We start from the raw sequence: 19,202 nt of genomic DNA on the forward strand, positions 1-19,202 counted from the left end.
CGTATAATCCCTCCGTTAACAAAAGGAGCCTATCATGAAGCCTGCGAAAATCGCGGTCATTACCCTCTTCTTATGCATGGCCATCGGCGGGATCGGCGGCGTGATGCTAGCGGGTTACTCGTTTATTGTTCGCGGTGGTGTCGGCTGACCCACTGGTTTAGCCGTTCGAAAAAGCGATCGATGATGATCGCCGCCAGCGCTACCAGCAGCGCCCCCTGCAGCACGTAAGCGGTATTAAAGCCGCTGAGGCCGATAATAATTGGCGTGCCGAGCGTGTTGGCGCCCACCGTTGAGGCAATGGTTGCCGTACCAATATTGACGATGGCCGAAGTGCGGATCCCGGCCAGCATGACCGGGGCCGCCAGCGGCAGCTCCACTTTGCACAACCGCTGCCAGCCGCTCATCCCCATCCCCTCGGCAATGTTCAATACCCCAGGCGATATCGAACTTAATCCAGCCAACGTCCCCTGCAGCACGGGCAATATTCCGTACAGCGCCAGCGCGATAAGCGCCGGTTGCCAGCCGAAGCCCATCACCGGTACCGCAATCGCCAGTACCGCCACCGGCGGAAATGTCTGTCCCATGGCGGCAATGGTCTCCACCAGTGGACGAAACTCTCGTCCGGCGGGCCGGGTGACGATAACCCCGGCCCCGATACCGATAACCGTTGCGACAAGGCTTGATAACGCCACCAGCCAAAAGTGGGCCAGCGTCAGCGCCAGAAAACTCTCCTGCTGATAAACCGGGCGCGGCAGTTCCGGAAATAGCCAGCTAAACAGCGGCGCGCTATGGGGCAACACCAGCAGCAGCGCGATAAACAGCGCCACCAACCACAGCAGCGGATCGCGAAGCGTCTTCACGCCCCACCTCCATCACGTAACAAATCAGCAAAGTGCAACGTACCGCACGCTTCGCCCTGTTCATCAACCACCGGCAAAACGTCGCGACGGTGAGCGACAAACTGCGACAGCGCCTCGCGCAACGTCATTGAGACGTTTAGCGCATCGCCCGCCAGCCGCTCATCCCGGCGTAGATAATCCCCGACGCCGCGTAGCGAGAGCAGCCGCACCCCTAGTTCACTGCGGCCAAAGAAGGTTTCGACAAAGGCGTTCTTTGGCTCCAGCAACATCTGTAACGGCTCTCCCTGCTGCACCACTTCGCCGCCGTCCATCAGCACCAGATGATCCGCCAGGCGTAGCGCTTCATCGATATCATGGGTGACGAGCACAATCGTGCGCCCAAACAGACGATGAATGCGCAGCATCTCCTGCTGCAGCGCTTCGCGGGTCACCGGATCCAGCGCGCCGAACGGCTCATCCATTAACAGCACCTCCGGGTTGGCCGCCAGCGCCCGCGCCACGCCGACGCGCTGCTGCTGCCCCCCGGAAAGCTGATGCGGGTAGCGATCGCGTAGTAGAGGCTCCAGGCCTAATAACGCCATCAATTCATCAACCCGCTCGGTAATTTTTGCGCGCGGCCACTTTTGCAACTGCGGCACGGTGGCGATATTTTGCGCCACCGTCCAGTGTGGAAACAGGCCAATTGACTGAATGGCGTACCCCATACGGCGGCGCAGCGCCAGCAATGGCTGTCGACGGATATCCTCGCCGGCGAAGCGTATCACTCCGCTATCCTGTTCCACCAGTTGGTTAATCATCTTCAGGGTGGTTGATTTTCCGGAGCCGGAAGTACCAATCAGCACCGAAAACGCCCCCTCGCGCAGATGCAGGTTGAGATCTTTCACCGCGGGTTGCCCGGCAAAGGCTTTATTCACCCCGTCGAACTCAATCATGCGTTTCTCCTTTTAGTAACGCGCTCCACAGTGCAAACACGGCATCCACGACTACCGCCAACGCAATCGTCGGAATGACACCCAGCAGCACCAAATCCAGCGCGCTGCTGAGCAGCCCCTGAAACACTAAAGCGCCGAAGCCGCCCGCGCCTATCAACGCCGCTACCACTGCCATACCGACAGTCTGTACGCTGACCACCCGCAGGCTGCGCAACAGGACCGGCAGCGCCAACGGTAACTGAACCTGGCGAAAACGCTGGGAGCCGTTCATTCCCATTGCGGTTGCGCTTTCCAGCGCCTCGCGTGGTACCTGTTGCAGCCCGGTCACCACCCCGCGTACCAGCGGCAATAACGCATACAGCACCAGTGCGATTAGCGCCGGAGCCAGGCCGGTTCCGGAAATGCCAATTTTGCCCAGTAGCGGGAAATGGCGCGTCAACCCGGCCAGCGGCGCGATCAACAAACCGAAGAGCGCCACCGAAGGAATAGTTTGAATCACATTAAGGAAGGTGAATACCGGCGCCTGCCAGTGCGGTCGCCGCCAGAGGGCGAAGCCTATCGATAGACCCAATAATAATCCGGGCAGCAACGTCCCGAACAACAACCACAGGTGCTGACGCAGCGCGTCATTAAAGACATCCTCACGGTTAGCATATTCTTTCAGCAATGAGAGTTGATCGAGCGACCCATGCCACAGCAGCAGGCACGGTAGCAGCCAAAGCTGCGCATTCAGCAGCCAACGCCATAAAGCATGCGGAGTCAGGCGGCGGATAGTATCGCTGGCGAGTAGCAGACATAGCGCCAGCGAAAGCCATAATCCGCTGCCGGGAGAGGTACGCGCCAGCGGGGAGCCCTGTTGCACCAGCTGTAGCGCAATGTCTCCGGCGCCCCACATTAGTAGTGGCAGGAACAAATCGGCAATAAGCAGGCTACCGAGCAGCGCCAGACGGCCTGGGATCCAGCACAATAACAACAACAGCAGCGCGCCTGCCAGCTGCACCGCCGCCAGCCACGGCTTCTGCGTCCATAGCCAGCGCGCTTCACCGGAAAGCAGACGATTAGGGGCATAAGTGACGAATGGCAGCGCCGTCACGGCCAACAGCAGTAGCGTGAGCAGCAGCGCCACGCGGTTATAACAACGAATAGTCACTCGTATTTACTTCAGCAGCCCTTTTTGTTGCAGGTAATCGGCGGCTACGCTCTTCGCATCTCGCCCTTCAACGGCAATGCTGGCGTTTAATTTCTGCAACGTTTTTTCATCGAGGCTGGCAAACACCGGTTCCAGCCACTGCGCCATCTGCGGATACGCCTTCAGCACCGCTTCACGCACAACCGGCGTCGGGGCGTAAATTGGCTGTACGCCTTTTGGATCGCTCAGGGTTTGCAGCCCCAAAGCCGCTACCGGGCCATCGGTGCCATAGGCCATCGCCGCGTTTACGCCGGAGGTTTGCTGCGCCGCCGCTTTAATGGTCACCGCGGTATCGCCGCCCGCCAGCGACAACAGCTGATTCTGATTGAGCTTAAAGCCATAGGCTTTTTCGAACGCCGGGAGAGCATCGGCGCGCTCGATAAACTCCGCGGAAGCCGCCAGTTTAAAATCGCCGCCCTTCTGTAGATAGGCGCTAAGATCGGCCAATGAAGCAAGATGATTTTGCTCCGCCACTTCCTGTCGCACCGCGATAGTCCAGGTATTATTGGCGGGAGCCGGGGTCAGCCAGACCAGCTTGTTTTTTTCCGCGTCCAGCTTTTTAACTTTTTCATAGCCCTGTTTGGCGTTTTTCCACGCCGGGTCATTTTCATCTTTAAAGAAGAAAGCCCCGTTGCCGGTGTATTCCGGATAGATATCCAGCTCACCGGCGGTAATCGCTCCGCGAACCACCGGCGTGGTGCCAAGCTGGACTTTATTGACCGTTTTCACGCCGTGGTTTTCCAGTACCTGTAAAATGATATTTCCGAGCAGCGCCCCTTCTGTATCAATTTTCGAGCCCACCTTCACCGGTTCCGCCGCCTGCAGCGGCAGGCTGACCAGCGCCACTAGCGCCAACGCGCCTGACCATTTCGTTGCCATCATCCTGCTTCCTTCTCTTCTTTTGCGCTCCGTTTACAGAAGCTTAAGAGAAAAGCGTAGTCCATTTGGCCGGCGAACGAAAAAAAAAGGCCGATTAATCGGCCTTTCAGGAGTAATACCCGGTTTATCCCCTTTGACAGGGCTATCGATTACAGCAACTCAAATTCGCTCTGCTTAACGCGAGCGGAATCCACCCCAATAAAGACGTTGAATTTGCCCGGTTCAGCAACGTATTTCATCTGCTGGTTCCAGAATTTCAGCGCTTCAACATCAATCGGGAAGCTGACGGTTTGCGTCTCACCCGGCTTAAGATTCACCTTCTTAAAGCCGCGCAGCATTTTCACCGGGCGGCTCATCGACGCGGTCACGTCCTGCAAATAAAGCTGGATCACCGTCGCCCCTTCGCGCTTGCCGGTGTTGGTCACCTGCACGCTGGCGGTCACGCTGCCGTCGCGCGGCATCGTTGGCGCCGACATTTTAACATCCGAAACGCTGAAGGTGGTGTAGCTCAGGCCATAACCAAATGGATACAGCGGACCATTCGCTTGATCAAAATAACGCGAGGTGTATTTATTGGGCTTTTCCGGATTATACGGACGGCCGGTATTCAGATGGCTGTAGTAGGTCGGGATCTGCCCCACCGAACGTGGGAAAGACATCGGCAGCTTACCGGAAGGGTTGTAATCGCCAAACAGCACATCGGCGATTGCATGGCCGCCTTCAGTACCGGCAAACCAGGTCTCCAGCAGCGCATCCGCCTGCTGATCCTCTTTCACCAGCGCCAGCGGACGCCCGTTCATCAGCACCAGCACCAGCGGCTTACCGGTCGCTTTCAGCGCGCTAATCAGATCGCGTTGGCTTTGCGGCAGGGTGATATCGGTCCGGCTGGAAGCCTCATGCGCCATGCCCTGCGCTTCACCCACTACCGCAACAACCACGTCGGACTGTTTCGCCGCCGCCACGGCTTCATCGATCATCTCCTGCGGCGAGCGCGGATCGACCTGCACCGCTTTCTCATACAGGTTAAGGAAATCGACAATGCCTTTATCGTCGGTAACGTTAGCGCCTTTGGCATAAATCACTTTGCCTTTATCGCCCAGCGCTTCTTTAATGCCGGTCAGCACGGTGACCGACTGATCGGCCACGCCCGCCGCCGACCAGCTGCCCATCATGTCGCGCTTGCTATCCGCCAGCGCGCCTACTACGGCGATCGTGCCGGATTTTTTCAGCGGCAGCGTATCGAGACGATTTTTCAGCAGCACCAGGCTTTCTCGCGCCACTTCACGCGCCTCTTTACGATGCAGACGGCTTTCGGCGTTGGTGTCCTGCGGGTCGGATGCTTTCGGCCCCAGATGGCTGTACGGATCGTTGAACAGCCCCATATCATACTTGACGTTGAGCACGTGGCGGGTAGCGTCATCCAGTTCAGCCATCGTCACCTTGCCGGATTTCACCAGCCCCGGCAGATATTTGCTGTAGTACTCATCGCTCATGCTCATGTTGATACCGGACTTCAGCGCGACGCGCACCGCGTCTTCCGGGTCTGAGGCGACGCCGTGTTTAATCAGCTCTTTGATGGCGCCATGGTCGGAAACGGTGATGCCTTTAAAGCCCCACTGGTCGCGCAGGACGTCTTTCAGCAGCCAGGAATCGGAAGTGGCCGGGGTACCGTTGAGCGAGTTTAGCGCCACCATCACCGCGCCGCTGCCGGCATCGAGACCGGCTTTATACGGCGGCATGTAGTCGTTGAACAGGCGCTGCGGGCTCATATCGACGGTGTTGTACTCTTTGCCGCCTTCAACTGCGCCGTAGGCGGCGAAGTGTTTAACACTGGTCATCACCGAATAGCGGTCTGCCGGGCTCTTACCCTGCATCGACTCCACCATCGCTTTACCCATCACGGTGGTCAGGTAAGTATCCTCGCCAAAACCTTCGGAGGCGCGGCCCCAGCGCGGGTCGCGAGAGACGTCGACCATCGGCGCCCAGGTCATATTGAGACCATCGTCAGCCGCTTCGTAGGCCGAGATACGCCCGACGGTATTCACCGCGTCGAGATTAAAAGAGGAGGCCAGGCCGAGGCTTATCGGAAAGACGGTACGCTGGCCGTGCAGCACATCGTAGGCGAAAAACAGCGGGATCTTCAGGCGGCTTAGCTGCATCACCTGATCCTGCATCACGCGGATATCAGGCCGGGTCACGGTATTAAAAATCGCCCCTACCTGACCGTCTTTGATCATTTCCCGGATCGCCTCTTTCGGGTTATCGGGACCGACGCTGATTAGGCGCAGCTGACCAATTTTTTCATCGACCGTCATTTTTTTCAGCAGTTCGCTAACAAACGCATCTCGCGCCTCAGGCGTCAGCGGATGGTTACCAAACAGTTCATCCGCCAGCGCGGGTTGCAGCGCCAGGCTCACGGCGACGCCAACAGTACACAACCATTTCATTATTATGTATCCCTCTTTGATTCGGTGCTAATAGCCCAGCGAAAACGCAGCAAAAACCGCAGTTTGCCATATATATAAACAACGCGCCCGTAGAATGCTAAGGTTCTTATCTGATTTATAGAAACATTCATACACCAAATTGTCATACAAAGCGGTATGCTAACAGCGATATAGCTTTTCTGTGCCCACAAGGAGTGAATCATGTCATCTGCAACAACAATAAATAACCCTCCCTTTTTGGCGGAACTGGCGCGGCTGGTTGGCTCCTCGCATCTGTTAACCGATCCGGCGAAAACCCAGCGTTACCGGAAAGGTTTCCGCTCCGGCCACGGCGATGCGCTGGCGGTGGTGTTCCCCGGTACCCTGCTTGAATTATGGCGAGTGCTCAGCGCCTGCGTCCAGGCTGACAAAATTATCCTGATGCAGGCGGCGAATACCGGCCTCACCGAAGGCTCCACCCCAAGCGGCAATGATTACGATCGCGAAATCGTCATTATCAGCACGCTGCGTCTGGATAAGCTGCACCTGCTGGATAAGGGTGAGCAGGTGCTGGCCTACCCTGGCACCACCCTCTATTCACTGGAAAAAGCGCTAAAACCGCTGGGCCGCGAACCGCACTCGGTGATCGGCTCTTCCTGCATCGGCGCATCCGTCATCGGCGGTATCTGTAACAACTCCGGCGGATCGCTGGTGCAACGCGGACCGGCCTATACCGAAATGTCGCTGTTCGCGCAGATTGACGCCGACGGCAAACTGAAATTAGTCAACCATCTGGGAATCGATCTTGGCTCAACGCCGGAGCAAATCCTAAGCCGCCTCGACGATGACCGTATCAACGATGCCGACGTGCAGCACGATGGCCGCCACGCCCACGATCACGATTACGTCACCCGCGTGCGCGACGTCAACGCCGATACTCCGGCTCGCTATAACGCCGACCCGGACCGCCTGTTCGAATCCTCCGGCTGCGCCGGCAAGCTGGCGGTCTTCGCCGTCCGTCTCGATACTTTTCCGGCGGAAAAACGCCAGCAGGTGTTCTATATCGGCACCAATCAGCCGGAAGTGCTCACCGAAATCCGCCGCCACATCCTCGCTGAATTCAATAATCTGCCGGTGGCCGGTGAATATATGCACCGCGATATTTACGATATCGCCGAAAAATATGGCAAAGACACTTTCCTGATGATCGATAAGCTCGGCACCGACAAAATGCCGTTCTTCTTCACCATGAAGGGGCGCACCGACGCGATGCTGGAAAAAGTCTCCCTGTTCAAGCCGCACTTCACCGACCGCTTTATGCAGAAGCTCGGTCACGCCTTCCCGGCGCACCTGCCGGAGCGCATGAAAACCTGGCGCGATAAGTACGAACATCATCTGCTGCTGAAAATGGCCGGCGACGGCATCGAAGAAGCGCAGAAGTGGCTTACGGAGTATTTCCAGCAGGCCGAAGGCGATTTCTTTGTCTGTACCGCGGAAGAAGGCAGCAAGGCATTCCTGCACCGCTTCGCCGCCGCCGGCGCGGCGATCCGCTATCAGGCGGTACATGCCGACGAAGTGGAAGATATTCTGGCGCTGGACATCGCCCTGCGCCGCAATGACACCGAATGGTTCGAACATCTGCCGGCGGAAATCGACAGCCAGTTGGTCTACAAGCTCTACTATGGCCACTTTATGTGTCACGTCTTCCACCAGGATTACATCGTGAAGAAAGGGGTAGACGCGCACGAACTGAAGGAAAAAATGCTGGATCTGTTGAAAGCGCGCGGCGCGCAGTACCCGGCGGAGCACAACGTCGGCCATCTGTATGAAGCGGCGGAGAGTTTAAAACGCTTCTATCGCCAGAACGATCCCACCAACAGCATGAATCCGGGGATCGGCAAAACCAGCAAACAAAAATACTGGGGCGAGGCGCAGAAGCCGACGGAAGCACAATAATCGTCAACCAGGACTGTTCAGCCGCGGGGCTTCTGTATTACGCTGCATGCCGGAGAAAAAGACTCTCCGGCCAATTAGCTTGAGGAGCCCCCATGTCCGCCAAGGATAAGTTACAAGACGCCGACTTAGAGATCCGCGAAGCGTTGCCTGATGACGCGCATGCGATTGCCGCGCTGTACGTCTGGCACGTGCTTAATGGCCGCGCCTCGTTTGAAGAGATCCCGCCTACCGTCGACGAAATGCGCAAGCGAATCAAAACCGTGCGCGATAACGGGCTTCCGTGGCTGGTCGCGCTGTGGCGCGGCACCATTGTCGGCTACTGCTACGCCACCTTTTACCGCCCTCGCCCGGCCTATCGCTATACGCTGGAAGAGTCCATATACGTTGAGTCCGGCATGGGCGGGCGCGGCATCGGCAGCGCGCTGCTGACACGCCTCATCGCGCAATGTGAACAGGGGCCGTGGCGGCAGATGCTGGCGATTATCGGCGACGGACATAACAACGCCGGCTCGATTGCCATCCATAAGAAATTTGGCTTTACCGTTGCCGGACAGCTGCGCAGCGTCGGCTATAAGATGGGCGACTGGCGCGATACCCTAATCATGCAGCGCCAGCTTGGCGACGGCGACTGGACGTTACCGGAGTGATATCAAAATTCCCGGATTGCGGCGCAATCCGGGGGAAGGACAAATTAATCGTTCTGCGCGGTCTGCGTGCCGCCTTTCAGCATCGCTTCCGCCATCTGCGCTTCACGCTGCTTTTTATAGCTCAATGCTGACGCCGGAACCGGCATCACCTTGCCGGTTTCAATCCAGGTCCGTAAACGGCTGGCGTCGGCAAAGTGGGTATATTTGCCAAACGCGTCCATTACCACCAGCGCCACCGGGCGTTGATTAATCACCGTGCGCATAATCAGGCAGTGGCCGGCGGCGTTGGTAAAGCCGGTTTTGGTCAACTGAATATTCCAGTTATCGCGATACACCAGGTGGTTGGTATTGCGGAACGGCAAGGTATAAGCCGGATGCGCAAAAGTGGCGGTATCTTCTTTGGTGGTGCTTAGCTGGCCAATCAGCGGATATTGTTCGCTGGCGATCAGCAGCTTAGTCAGATCGCGCGCCGTGGAGACGTTATGCACCGACAGGCCGGTCGGCTCAACATAGCGTGTATGGGTCATACCCAGCGCCTGCGCTTTGGCGTTCATCGCGCGGATAAAAGCGTTATAACCGCCAGGATAGTGGTGCGCCAGGCTGGCGGCGGCACGGTTTTCCGAAGACATCAGCGCCAGCAGCAGCATATTGCGGCGGCTGATTTGGCTGTTAAGTCGTACGCGGGAATAGATACCTTTCATCTCCGGCGTCTGGCTGATATCAACGGTCAGCATTTCGTCCAGCGGTAAATGCGCATCCAGCACTACCATAGCGGTCATCACTTTGGTAATAGACGCCATCGGGCGCACCAAATCGGGCTGGCTGGCGTAAATGATTTTCTTGGTCGCCAGATCGACGATCATCGCGCTACCGGAAGCGATATCCGGCTGTGAAGCGGCGGTTACCGCAGTGGTTTTTGCTATCGCCTGGGGCGCAAAAGGCACAGCCAGCAGCAAAGTCAGGCTGAGCAAAGAAATTCGAAAATTCGGCATCATGGGCATTCTGAAAAGTATTTTTGCACGTTATAGAACGTACGCCGCGGCGTAAAGTGAGCTACGCCGCTGGCAAACGCCATCATACCGCGTCATAACGCCCTGAGGCCAATAAGAATCGTGAGTAAATGCTGCATTGCCGACATAATTATTCATTTCTGCCGGCAATGCATTTGATTAGAAGAGTCGGTACCCGTAGCCCCACAGCACGACGGTGATCGCCAGCAGCACTTCCAGCACCAGCACCCCGATAGCCAGGGTTGAGCTGGCGAAGCTGAGCCCCTCTTCCTTATTAATACTCAGGAAGGTCGGAATACCCAGATACAACAGATAACCGGTGTAAAACAGCGCGATGGTGCCTATCAGCGCGCACAGCCATACCAGCGGATAGAGCGCCACGATCCCGCTTAAAAATAGCGGCGTCGCGACGTAGCCGGCAAAGACCATACAGCGTTTCAGCGACGGCTGCTGCGGATAGCTTCTGGCCATCCACCAGATCACCCGCCCCATCACCGCCACCCCCGCTAACATCACGGCGTAAAACAGTACCGCTAATACCAACCCGGTCATCAGCGAGAGCTTAATCACCGTACCGTCGCCGAAGTTCCAGCCGAGCTGCGTCGTACCGATAAAGGCGCAGATAACCGGAACCGCCGCCATCACCAGCACATGGTGCGTGTAGTGGTGCGAAACGGTCTCATTTTCACTCTTGATCACGCTCATCTCTTGATTAGGATGAGCGAAGAGTCCCCAGACATGGTTCATAGCGTCCCCCTTGTCACGGCTTCGTACAGCACTGATCCAAGTATAATTCACTCTGTAGATTATTTTGTGTACAGCGATAAAAATCCGCTTCAGCGCGTTTTAATCATCAGGGTGTATGATTAAGGGACTGGTAAGAGTAGGAGTTTATGTTTATATGGATATCAATCACCTGATTTCCCAATACGGCTACGCGGCGCTGGTTATTGGCAGCATCGCAGAAGGTGAAACCATCACCATCCTTGGCGGCGTGGCGGCACATCAGGGTCTATTGAAGTTTCCTTTGGTGGTCATCGCCGTGGCCTTAGGCGGCATGATCGGCGATCAGCTGTTGTATTTCCTTGGACGTCAGTTCGGCGGTAAGCTACTGCGCCGCTTCTCGCGGCAGAAGGCGCGCATCCGTAAAGCGCAGCGCCTGATTCAGCGCCATCCCTATCTGTTCGTTATCGGCACCCGCTTTATGTACGGCTTTCGGGTTATCGGCCCGGTCTTGATCGGCGCCAGCCGCTTGCCGCCAAAAATATTTCTACCGCTGAATATTTTTGGCGCCATCGTTTGGGCGCTGATTTTTACTACCCTTGGCTATCTTGGCGGCGAGGCGATCGGCCCGTGGCTGCACCATCTCGATCAGCACGTTAAACACTGGATCTGGCTGATCCTCGTAGTGGCGCTGGTGGTCGGGGTTCATCTGTGGCTGAAACGCCGGGAAGCGAAAAGAAAAGAGGAAGATACAGAAGATGATAATCAATAGCGGCGCCGCGCGCCGCTATTGATGCCGTTATTTTGTCGTCTGGTGATAACCGCCGCCCAGTGCGGAAGTCAGCTGAATGCTGGCATCCAGCCATTGGCCGTGCAGACGCAGGGCGGTGATTCGCTCCTGTAGCGCAGGCAGCTTCGCCATGCTCACACGGGAACCGGATAAGATTCCCGCATTCATCCGCGCCTGGGCGAGATTGACCACCCGCTGCGCGTCTTTCTCCACCTGCTGCTGCTGCTGGTTTTTCTCCATCAGCGTCTCTACCTGGCTTGCGGTTTTCGCTACCTGGTTCACCGCATCGACCACGGCTTTGTTGTATTTAGCGATCGACAGGCCGTTCTGCGCGCTGGCGATGTCGAGATTGGCATTCAGCCTGCCGCTATCAAAGATAGGCAGCGTCAGCCCGGCGGTGACGCCCATCTGCTGCGCCGAATGGCGGAACAGATCGCTTAAATGCAGCGCATCCTGTTGCAGGAACGCCATCAGGTTGATATCCGGATAAAACGCCGCTTTCGCCGCATCAATTTCGCTTAGCGAGGATTCAATATACCAGTGGGCTTCCTGCAGATCCGGACGGCGGGCCAGCAGTTCATAACCCAGTTCGCTCGGCATCTGCGCGCTGACCGCGGGCAGCGGCGCCGCTCGCAGATTGAGCGACTGGCTCTGGCTGTTGGTTAACGCCATCAGCCGCGCTTCAATCTCTTTCATATTACCCGCCACGTCGGCCAGCTGCTGATCGGTTTTGCTGACGTTAATGTCGTTCTCCGCCCCTTCGGCAGAGTTGGTGATACCACGCTGATAGAGCGCGGTATCGACGCTAACAATATTATTCTGTTCGCTTTTGACCTGCTGCAGCACCGTTTTCACCGCTGCTTCGGTCTGCCACTGCCAGTACAGGCGCGCCACGCTGCTGGCCAGCAGCTCGCGGGTCTGCGCCTGCTCGGCGACCTGGGCTTTCACTTCGCCGATACGCGCTTTCACCAACGCACGGTTTTTCCCCCACAGATCCAGATCCCAACCGGCAGTCAGGCCAAAGGTACCATTGGTGTACCAGGGCCCGGTGTTGCCGTCGGTATCGGTAGCGAACGGTCCCATCAGGCCTTCCGCGGACATTTTCTGCCGTTCGATATCGGCGGAGAAATCCATCTCCGGACCAAGATTCGCCTGCGACATTCGCGCCTGCGCTTCGGCCAGTTTGATGCGCTGCGCGGCAATTTGCATGTCCGGGGCATTGGCTAACGCGCGCTGAATCAGATTATCCAGCTGGGCATCGTGGTAGTCTTTCCACCAGTCGGTGTGCGGCCAGCCATTTTTTACGGCGGCGGGAAGATCCATAGAAACATGAGATGCCGGGGTTTGCTGCTTTAAAGGGCCGCCAATGTCATGGGATGGCGCGCAGCCAGCCAGCGCGATGGCCAGTGGCAGTGCCGCCAGCACGCTTTTGCTCAGTGTAAGGTTCATTCTTCAGGTCGGGTTACTTATAAAGGTTGGTCATCATAAATTAATTGAATGACGTTCGTTAAGTAAAGCGTGTGCATTGACAATGAGTCAGCTAAAAATAAACAAAGTTATTATTGGAGTTGCAATGAGTCAGAACATTTATGACGATCCCGGTTTCTTTGCCGGTTACGCCACCCTTGATCGTTCGGTGAAGGGGCTTGACGGCGCGCCGGAGTGGCCGGCAATTCAGCGCCTGCTGCCAGCGTTAGACGGCCTGCGAGTAGTCGATCTCGGCTGCGGATACGGCTGGTTTTGCCGCTGGGCGCAGCAACAGGGGGCAAAACAGATAATCGGTTTCGATCTCTCCAGCCGGATGCTGGAGCGGGCGCGTGAGATGACCACCGGCGAAACTATCGAATATCGCTGCGCCGACCTGCAAACCCTGACGCTGCCCGCCGATAGCTGCGATCTGGTCTACAGTTCGCTGGCGCTGCACTATCTGCCGGATATCGCGCCGCTGTTCGCCACGCTCTACCAGGCGCTGGTTCCCGGCGGTACGCTGGTCTTCTCCGCCGAACATCCCATCTATACCGCACCGCTGCAGCAGGGCTGGCAGGTGGATGAACAGGGGCAGAAACGCTGGCCGGTCAGCCACTATCAGCAGGAAGGCGAACGTATCAGCAACTGGTTTGCCGAGGGGGTGATTAAACAGCATCGCAAACTCTCAAGCTGGATTAACGCGCTCATCGCCGCCGGTTTTGTGCTGGAGCAGCTTGATGAGTGGGGCCCGAGCGCCGAGCAAATCGCCGCCCAACCGGCGCTGGAGGAAGAGAAAGAGCGTCCGATGATCTTTTTACTACGCGCCGGTAAACCGGCTTAAACGGCATGCCGCCCCGGAAAACCGGGCCGCCGAACAGCTTATTCCTGCAGGCTACCGCCGTTACTGGCAATCACCGCCTGATACCAGGCGAAGCTTTTCTTCTTACGCCGTTCAAGCGTTCCCTGCCCGCGATCGTCACGATCGACATAGATAAAACCGTAGCGCTTGGACATCTCGGCCTTCGATGCGCTAACCAGATCGATTGGCCCCCAACTGGTAAAGCCCATCAGTTCAACGCCGTCAGCAATGGCTTCGCGCGCCTGCACCAGGTGATCGTTGAGATAGCTGATGCGATAGTCATCGTTGATGCTGCCGTCGGCTTCGATTTTATCTTTCGCCCCCAGACCATTTTCAACGATAAACAACGGCTTCTGATAGCGGTCCCACAGGACGTTTAACAGGGTACGCAGCCCCAGCGGGTCTATCTGCCAGCCCCACTCCGAGCTTGCCAGATGCGGATTCGGCACCATGCTGAGAATGTTACCGCGCGCCTGCTGGTTCAGCGCTTCATCGGCGGTGACGCAGCCGGTCATATAGTAGCTAAAGGAGATAAAATCGACGGTCTCTTTCAGCGCTTCCCGGTCACCGTCGGTGATGGTCAGCGTAATATCGTTTTCGCGGAAATAGCGCTGCATGTAGCCCGGATAGGCGCCACGGCACTGCACATCGCCGAAGAACTGCCAGCTGCGGTTTTGCTGCAGCGTTTCAAAGACATCTTCCGGCTTGCAGCTCAGCGGATACATCAGCCCGCCGAGCAGCATATTGCCAATCTTCCCTTGCGGTACCAGTTCATGACAGGCTTTGACCGCCAGCGCGCTGGCCACCAGCTGGTGGTGGATAGCCTGATAAACTTCGCCTTTGCTGCTACCGGCCGGCAGGCCGACGCCGGTCATTGGCGCATGTAGCGACATATTAATTTCGTTAAAGGTGAGCCACAGTTTGACCTGATTTTTATAGCGGCTGAATACCGTCCTGGCATAGCGTTCGAAAAAGCCAATCACCTTGCGACTGCCCCAGCCGCCATAGTTTTTTACCAGCGCCCACGGCATCTCATAGTGCGATAGCGTCACCAGCGGAGTGATATTATGCGCGGCCATCTCGGCAAACAGCTTGTCGTAGAAGGCCAGCCCGGCTTCGTTCGGCTCGGCGTCATCACCGTTCGGGAAGATACGCGTCCAGGCGATCGATACCCGCAGACAGTTGAAGCCCATCTCAGCGAACAGCGCGATATCCTGCGGGTAACGATGGTAAAAATCGATCGCCACATCTTTAATACCGCTGTCGCCCGCAACGCGCTCCACGACGTCGCCGAATACCCCCTGCGGCTGCACGTCGGAGGTGGATAAACCTTTGCCATCTTCCAGATACGCCCCTTCGACCTGATTTGCCGCGGTGGCGCCGCCCCATAAAAAGCCCTGTGGGAATGTTTTCATCGCTCTCTCCTGTGATTAATGGCTGACGGACAACAGCGGCTGGCCGGCATCCACGACGCTCGTGGATACAATTTCAACGCTACGGTAATCATCGCTGTTGCTGATAATAATTGGGGTCGCCAGGTCGTAACCGGCGTCCAGAATAGCCTGACGGTCGAACTCCAGCAGCAAATCGCCGGCCTGAACTTTATCCCCTTCTTTGACATGGGCGGTAAACGGTACGCCGTCGAGTTTGACGGTATCAATGCCGACATGGATCAGTAGCTCAATGCCGCTGTCGCTCAGCAGGCCGATGGCGTGTTTAGTCTGAAACAGCGAGGCGACCTCGCCAGAAAACGGGGCAATGACCTTGCCCACCGCTGGAATAATGGCCACGCCTTTACCCAGCAGTCCGCTGGCGAAGGTGCTATCCGGCACCTGGTCGAGGGCCAGTACGCTGCCGGACATCGGCGCCAGAATATCGTTTTCCGCCGCAGGCGCGACGACGATCGCCTGTTCAGCCTGGCTGCGCGGCATGCCGGCGAAGAAGGTCAATACGCAGGCGAGAATGAAAGCCACACCGGTGCCGATTAATCCGCCCCACACGCTAAAATCAATACCGCCGGGCGGGATCATCTGCGCCGGAAAGAAAATGTTCGGCACCCCAAAGGAATAGGCGTAGCTATTACTGAAGGCGGTGATCGCGCCGCCAATCGCGCCGGCGATACACCCGAAGATAAACGGGCGACGTAACGGCAGCGTCAGGCCATAAATGGCAGGCTCCGTGATGCCAAACAGCCCGGCGGAAAACGCGGAACCGGCCAGCATCCGCTGACGCGAATCGCGCGTGGCCAGCAGTATCCCCAGCACGGCGCCCACCTGGGCTATCACCGCCGGCAGAATAATTGGCAGCATAGAATCATGCCCCAACACGGTCATGTTATTGATCATCAACGGTATCAGCCCCCAGTGCAGGCCGAAAATAACGCATACCTGCCATAGCGCGCCCAGCACTGCGCCTGCCAGCCATGGGGCAAAAACGTAGATAACCTGATAGCCATTGGCAATCATGTGGCTCAGCCAGGTCGCCAGCGGGCCTATCACCAGAAAGGTCAGCGGCACGACCACCGCCAGGCAGATTGCCGGGGTAAAAAAGTTCTTCATCGCGGACGGCAGCACCGCGTTACTCTTCCGTTCCAGCCAGCAGCAGACCCAGGAGGCGAGGATAATCGGGATCACCGAGGAGCTATAATTGATATAGGTCACCGGTATACCGAGGAAGTGCTCCACGGGCGCCCCCGTCTGACTGGCTTCAAAGGCCTGAATCATCAGCGGGTGGGTTAATGCCCCGCCGATCACCATTGAGATAAACGGGTTGCCGCCAAACTTTTTGCCAGCGGTGTAGCCAAGAAACAGCGGGAAGAAAAAGAACAGCGCATCGCTGGCGGCAAACCAGATTTTATAGGTCCCCTGCTGCGGCGTGAGCCATCCGCAGGTTAGCGCCAGCGCCAGCAGACCTTTCAGCAGCCCCGTCGCCGCCATCACGCCAATAAAAGGGGTAAAGATGCCGGAGATGATGTCGATGAGTTGACTTAATACCGAGCTTTTTGCCGCTTTCTCCTGTGTTACCGGTTCGCTGTCGTCGCTTAACCCCGCCTGCTGGCGCACTGCCAGCCAGACATCGTGAACATGGTTACCGATGACCACCTGAAACTGGCCGCCGCTTTCTACCACCATGATCACACCGGGGTTCGCCTTCAGCCCTTCGGCATCGGCCTTCGCATTATCCTTCAATTTGAAACGCAGACGTGTCGCGCAGTGAACCAGACTCACAATATTCTCTTTGCCGCCGACGCGGTGAAGAATATCCTGCGCGAGTGCTTTATATTCCATGCTCTTTTCCTTACTGCCGCTGCCCGCAGACAACCGGCGACTGAGTATTAAAAATAAAAAAACCCGAGAACCACGCCGGTTGGCGTCGCGCTCAGGTTTTGCCTGCATCATGCAGTAACAATCCAGTTTTGTGGGGGAATTAACGCCCCTCTTTTCTTACCCGTTCAATATGAATGGCAAGAAACATAATCTCTTCGGTGGTCAGCGCCCGTTGATAATTCTTTTGCAAGTGCTTCGCCACCGTTTCCGCGCACTTCCACGCTTTGGCGTAGTTATCTTTCACCGCGCTGTGCAGCGTGACGTCGTCATCCTGCACTACCGTTCGCGTTAACATGCGCTGGGCGAAAAACTTCAGATGGGTCACAAAGCGCTGGTAGCTGAGCGACTCTTCGTCATAGTTAAGCTGCAGTTGATACTTCACCAGTTGCAGGATCTCCTGCATCACCCGCGTCACGTGCATCACTTCCGGCATTTCGCTGTTGAGCTGCGCCGTCACCAGATGCAAAGCGATAAACCCGGCTTCATCCTCGGCAAGCTCGACGCCCAGCCGGCGGGCGATAATGGCCCTCGCCTCCTGACCCAGTTCGAACTCCTTCGGATACAGCCGTTTAATCTCCCACAGCAGCACGTTGCGAATCGCGACGCCGTTTTTCTGCCGCTCGATGGCAAAGTGACAGTGGTCAGTTAATGTGATGTACAAACTTTCCTGTAACTTTCCCAACCGCCCGCGGGCCAGCTCGATGATACGATCGCAGGTGGTCATCACTTCTAACGGTATCTGACTGAGTAATTCGCCTAAGCGGCCAACCAGTTCATCGCTTTGTAAGGCGAAGACTTTTTCAATTTTACTTTCGTCCAACGAGTCGCCCACGCGCTTTTGAAAGGCCAGCCCTCGCCCCATCACCACCTGTTCGCGCTGCTGCTCGTTGACCACTACCACCACGTTATTATTAAGTACTTTGGCGATTAGCATATGAACCCCAGAAACAAAAAAACCTGACCCCCGACAAATGCCAGGTAATCAGGTTTCGCCTGCCGAAGCAGTAGCAATCCAACTATTGCACTGTATCAACTTCTTGTGACGACTCAAGCGCGAGGGAATAAAAACGTGATACAGCTCGCGTCGTATCGTGCAGGAATGAGTGCTAATTAATAAAGTGCGTACGGAATAACACCACCTTATCTAATAACGTGCAATGGCGTTCGCTATCTCTGCTGAGGTTTGCAAGGTACGAATTTCATTAAAGACGCCAAGCGCTTCACTATATTCTTTGCGTAAATAGCCCAGCCACTGCTTAATGCGCGCCACGTGATATAAACCGGTATCCCCCTGCTTTTCCAGCTGGGTATATTTTTTGAGTAACTCAACAACCTGCGGCCACGGCATACGCGGTTCATTGTATTTAATTACCCGGCTGAGATTCGGCACGTTGAGCGCGCCGCGGCCAATCATCACTGAATCGCAGCCGGTGACGGCCATACACTCCTGCGCGCTTTGCCAGTCCCAGATTTCGCCGTTAGCAACCACCGGAATAGTCAGGCGCTGGCGGATTTCGCCGATGGCCTGCCAGTTGATGCGTTCAGCTTTGTAACCATCCTCTTTCGTGCGGCCATGCACCACCAGCTCGCTGGCGCCCGCCTGCTGTACCGCGTCGGCGATTTCAAAGCGCCGTTCGCCGCTGTCCCAGCCGAGGCGAACTTTCACCGTCACCGGCAGGTGATCGGGAACCGCTTCGCGCATGGCTTTCGCCCCGCGATAGATAAGCTCGGGATCTTTCAGTAACGTCGCGCCGCCGCCGCTGCCGTTCACCAGCTTCGATGGGCAGCCGCAGTTTAAATCCACGCCCCAAGAGCCAAGCTCCACCGCGCGGGCGGCGTTTTCCGCCAGCCATTGCGGGTATTGCCCCAACAATTGCACGCGCACGCGGGTGCCGGACGGAGTACGGCTTTGATGGTGCAGTTCCGGGCACAGTCTATAGAACGATTTAACCGGCAGCAGTTGGTCCACCACGCGCAGAAATTCGGTGATGCACAGATCGTAATCGTTAACCTCGGTCAGCAGCTCGCGCACCAGCGAATCGAGCACGCCTTCCATTGGCGCCAGTAATACACGCATATCGTTACCCGGAAAAAAAAGAGGCGCTATGGTAGCGCCTCTGTGCGTCGGTTGAAAGACC

General features: G+C 56.8%; 17 protein-coding genes. 5 read left to right on the forward strand and 12 right to left on the reverse strand.

What is annotated here, in order from left to right:
- Positions 1-34 precede the first annotated feature (34 nt).
- Positions 35-148 (forward strand): protein YohO, encoded by a 114-nt coding sequence (locus ABLU80_RS11325; protein ID WP_015365743.1) that lies wholly within the window; start codon positions 35-37, stop codon positions 146-148.
- Here the strand turns inward: ABLU80_RS11325 and ABLU80_RS11330 are convergent.
- The 5 genes from ABLU80_RS11330 to bglX all read right to left on the reverse strand — a co-directional run bounded on the left by ABLU80_RS11330 (position 123) and on the right by bglX (position 6,307).
- Positions 123-860 (reverse strand): ABC transporter permease, encoded by a 738-nt coding sequence (locus ABLU80_RS11330; RefSeq protein ID WP_047056714.1) that lies wholly within the window; start codon positions 858-860, stop codon positions 123-125. The genes ABLU80_RS11325 and ABLU80_RS11330 overlap by 26 nt on opposite strands.
- Positions 857-1,792, reverse strand: coding sequence for an ABC transporter ATP-binding protein (locus tag ABLU80_RS11335; protein WP_015706091.1), 936 nt, complete (start codon positions 1,790-1,792; stop codon positions 857-859). Before ABLU80_RS11335 ends, ABLU80_RS11330 begins: the two co-directional genes overlap by 4 nt.
- Complete coding sequence (locus ABLU80_RS11340) at positions 1,785-2,942, reverse strand: ABC transporter permease (protein WP_348849982.1); 1,158 nt, start codon at positions 2,940-2,942, stop codon at positions 1,785-1,787. Before ABLU80_RS11340 ends, ABLU80_RS11335 begins: the two co-directional genes overlap by 8 nt.
- Before the next feature lie 6 nt (positions 2,943-2,948).
- Positions 2,949-3,863: an ABC transporter substrate-binding protein gene (locus tag ABLU80_RS11345; protein ID WP_348849983.1), complete on the reverse strand. Its 915-nt coding sequence runs from the start codon at positions 3,861-3,863 to the stop codon at positions 2,949-2,951.
- Positions 3,864-4,009: 146 nt separating this feature from the next.
- The gene (gene bglX, locus ABLU80_RS11350; RefSeq protein WP_015706093.1) at positions 4,010-6,307 is read right to left on the reverse strand and encodes a beta-glucosidase BglX; all 2,298 of its coding nucleotides are present in this window, start codon (positions 6,305-6,307) and stop codon (positions 4,010-4,012) included.
- 201 nt (positions 6,308-6,508) lie between these two features.
- On the opposite strand from bglX, the gene dld reads away from it, so the two are divergent.
- Both dld and ABLU80_RS11360 read left to right on the forward strand, forming a co-directional pair.
- A complete protein-coding gene (dld, locus tag ABLU80_RS11355; protein WP_032712031.1) occupies positions 6,509-8,242 on the forward strand; it encodes a D-lactate dehydrogenase in 1,734 nt (577 codons plus the stop codon).
- Positions 8,243-8,334: 92 nt separating this feature from the next.
- A complete protein-coding gene (locus ABLU80_RS11360; protein WP_015365736.1) occupies positions 8,335-8,889 on the forward strand; it encodes a GNAT family N-acetyltransferase in 555 nt (184 codons plus the stop codon).
- A 44-nt stretch (positions 8,890-8,933) separates the two neighbouring features.
- On the opposite strand, the gene pbpG is transcribed toward ABLU80_RS11360, so the two are convergent.
- Together pbpG and ABLU80_RS11370 are read right to left on the reverse strand one after the other, a co-directional pair.
- A complete protein-coding gene (gene pbpG, locus ABLU80_RS11365) occupies positions 8,934-9,884 on the reverse strand; it encodes a D-alanyl-D-alanine endopeptidase (RefSeq protein WP_161798740.1) in 951 nt (316 codons plus the stop codon).
- Between the two features lie 174 nt (positions 9,885-10,058).
- On the reverse strand, positions 10,059-10,646 hold the full coding sequence (locus ABLU80_RS11370) for a Yip1 family protein (protein ID WP_015365733.1): 588 nt from the start codon (positions 10,644-10,646) through the stop codon (positions 10,059-10,061).
- A gap of 154 nt (positions 10,647-10,800) precedes the next feature.
- On the opposite strand from ABLU80_RS11370, the gene ABLU80_RS11375 reads away from it, so the two are divergent.
- Complete coding sequence (locus ABLU80_RS11375; RefSeq protein WP_015365732.1) at positions 10,801-11,394, forward strand: DedA family protein; 594 nt, start codon at positions 10,801-10,803, stop codon at positions 11,392-11,394.
- A 27-nt stretch (positions 11,395-11,421) separates the two neighbouring features.
- On the opposite strand, the gene mdtQ is transcribed toward ABLU80_RS11375, so the two are convergent.
- On the reverse strand, positions 11,422-12,861 hold the full coding sequence (gene mdtQ, locus ABLU80_RS11380; protein ID WP_049052209.1) for a multidrug resistance outer membrane protein MdtQ: 1,440 nt from the start codon (positions 12,859-12,861) through the stop codon (positions 11,422-11,424).
- Positions 12,862-12,985: 124 nt separating this feature from the next.
- On the opposite strand from mdtQ, the gene ABLU80_RS11385 reads away from it, so the two are divergent.
- A complete protein-coding gene (locus ABLU80_RS11385) occupies positions 12,986-13,720 on the forward strand; it encodes a class I SAM-dependent methyltransferase (RefSeq protein ID WP_032712033.1) in 735 nt (244 codons plus the stop codon).
- Between the two features lie 38 nt (positions 13,721-13,758).
- On the opposite strand, the gene ascB is transcribed toward ABLU80_RS11385, so the two are convergent.
- The 4 genes from ascB to dusC form a co-directional block, all read right to left on the reverse strand.
- The gene (ascB, locus tag ABLU80_RS11390; protein WP_020078295.1) at positions 13,759-15,153 is read right to left on the reverse strand and encodes a 6-phospho-beta-glucosidase; all 1,395 of its coding nucleotides are present in this window, start codon (positions 15,151-15,153) and stop codon (positions 13,759-13,761) included.
- A gap of 15 nt (positions 15,154-15,168) precedes the next feature.
- Positions 15,169-17,136, reverse strand: a complete 1,968-nt coding sequence (gene bglF, locus ABLU80_RS11395; protein ID WP_196796937.1) for a PTS beta-glucoside transporter subunit IIABC — start codon at positions 17,134-17,136, stop codon at positions 15,169-15,171.
- A gap of 28 nt (positions 17,137-17,164) precedes the next feature.
- On the reverse strand, positions 17,165-17,998 hold the full coding sequence (gene bglG, locus ABLU80_RS11400; RefSeq protein ID WP_032712035.1) for a transcriptional antiterminator BglG: 834 nt from the start codon (positions 17,996-17,998) through the stop codon (positions 17,165-17,167).
- Between the two features lie 210 nt (positions 17,999-18,208).
- Positions 18,209-19,141, reverse strand: a complete 933-nt coding sequence (gene dusC, locus ABLU80_RS11405; protein WP_032712036.1) for a tRNA dihydrouridine(16) synthase DusC — start codon at positions 19,139-19,141, stop codon at positions 18,209-18,211.
- Positions 19,142-19,202: the final 61 nt, after the last annotated feature.

Origin of the sequence: Klebsiella sp. CN_Kp104, assembly GCF_040064515.1 — a bacterium.
Lineage (GTDB): Bacteria > Pseudomonadota > Gammaproteobacteria > Enterobacterales > Enterobacteriaceae > Klebsiella > Klebsiella aerogenes.

Bases quoted from the DNA above. Each gene is read 5' to 3' on its own strand.
- ABLU80_RS11325 (WP_015365743.1), top strand. From the start codon at position 35: ATGAAGCCTGCGAAAATCGCGGTCATTACCCTCTTCTTATGCATGGCC.
- bglX (WP_015706093.1), bottom strand. From the start codon at position 6,307: ATGAAATGGTTGTGTACTGTTGGCGTCGCCGTGAGCCTGGCGCTGCAA.
- ABLU80_RS11375 (WP_015365732.1), top strand. From the start codon at position 10,801: ATGGATATCAATCACCTGATTTCCCAATACGGCTACGCGGCGCTGGTT.
- ABLU80_RS11370 (WP_015365733.1), bottom strand. From the start codon at position 10,646: ATGAACCATGTCTGGGGACTCTTCGCTCATCCTAATCAAGAGATGAGC.
- ABLU80_RS11360 (WP_015365736.1), top strand. From the start codon at position 8,335: ATGTCCGCCAAGGATAAGTTACAAGACGCCGACTTAGAGATCCGCGAA.
- bglG (WP_032712035.1), bottom strand. From the start codon at position 17,998: ATGCTAATCGCCAAAGTACTTAATAATAACGTGGTGGTAGTGGTCAAC.
- ABLU80_RS11385 (WP_032712033.1), top strand. From the start codon at position 12,986: ATGAGTCAGAACATTTATGACGATCCCGGTTTCTTTGCCGGTTACGCC.
- mdtQ (WP_049052209.1), bottom strand. From the start codon at position 12,861: ATGAACCTTACACTGAGCAAAAGCGTGCTGGCGGCACTGCCACTGGCC.
- ABLU80_RS11345 (WP_348849983.1), bottom strand. From the start codon at position 3,863: ATGATGGCAACGAAATGGTCAGGCGCGTTGGCGCTAGTGGCGCTGGTC.
- ascB (WP_020078295.1), bottom strand. From the start codon at position 15,153: ATGAAAACATTCCCACAGGGCTTTTTATGGGGCGGCGCCACCGCGGCA.
- pbpG (WP_161798740.1), bottom strand. From the start codon at position 9,884: ATGATGCCGAATTTTCGAATTTCTTTGCTCAGCCTGACTTTGCTGCTG.
- dusC (WP_032712036.1), bottom strand. From the start codon at position 19,141: ATGCGTGTATTACTGGCGCCAATGGAAGGCGTGCTCGATTCGCTGGTG.
- dld (WP_032712031.1), top strand. From the start codon at position 6,509: ATGTCATCTGCAACAACAATAAATAACCCTCCCTTTTTGGCGGAACTG.
- ABLU80_RS11335 (WP_015706091.1), bottom strand. From the start codon at position 1,792: ATGATTGAGTTCGACGGGGTGAATAAAGCCTTTGCCGGGCAACCCGCG.
- bglF (WP_196796937.1), bottom strand. From the start codon at position 17,136: ATGATGCAGGCAAAACCTGAGCGCGACGCCAACCGGCGTGGTTCTCGG.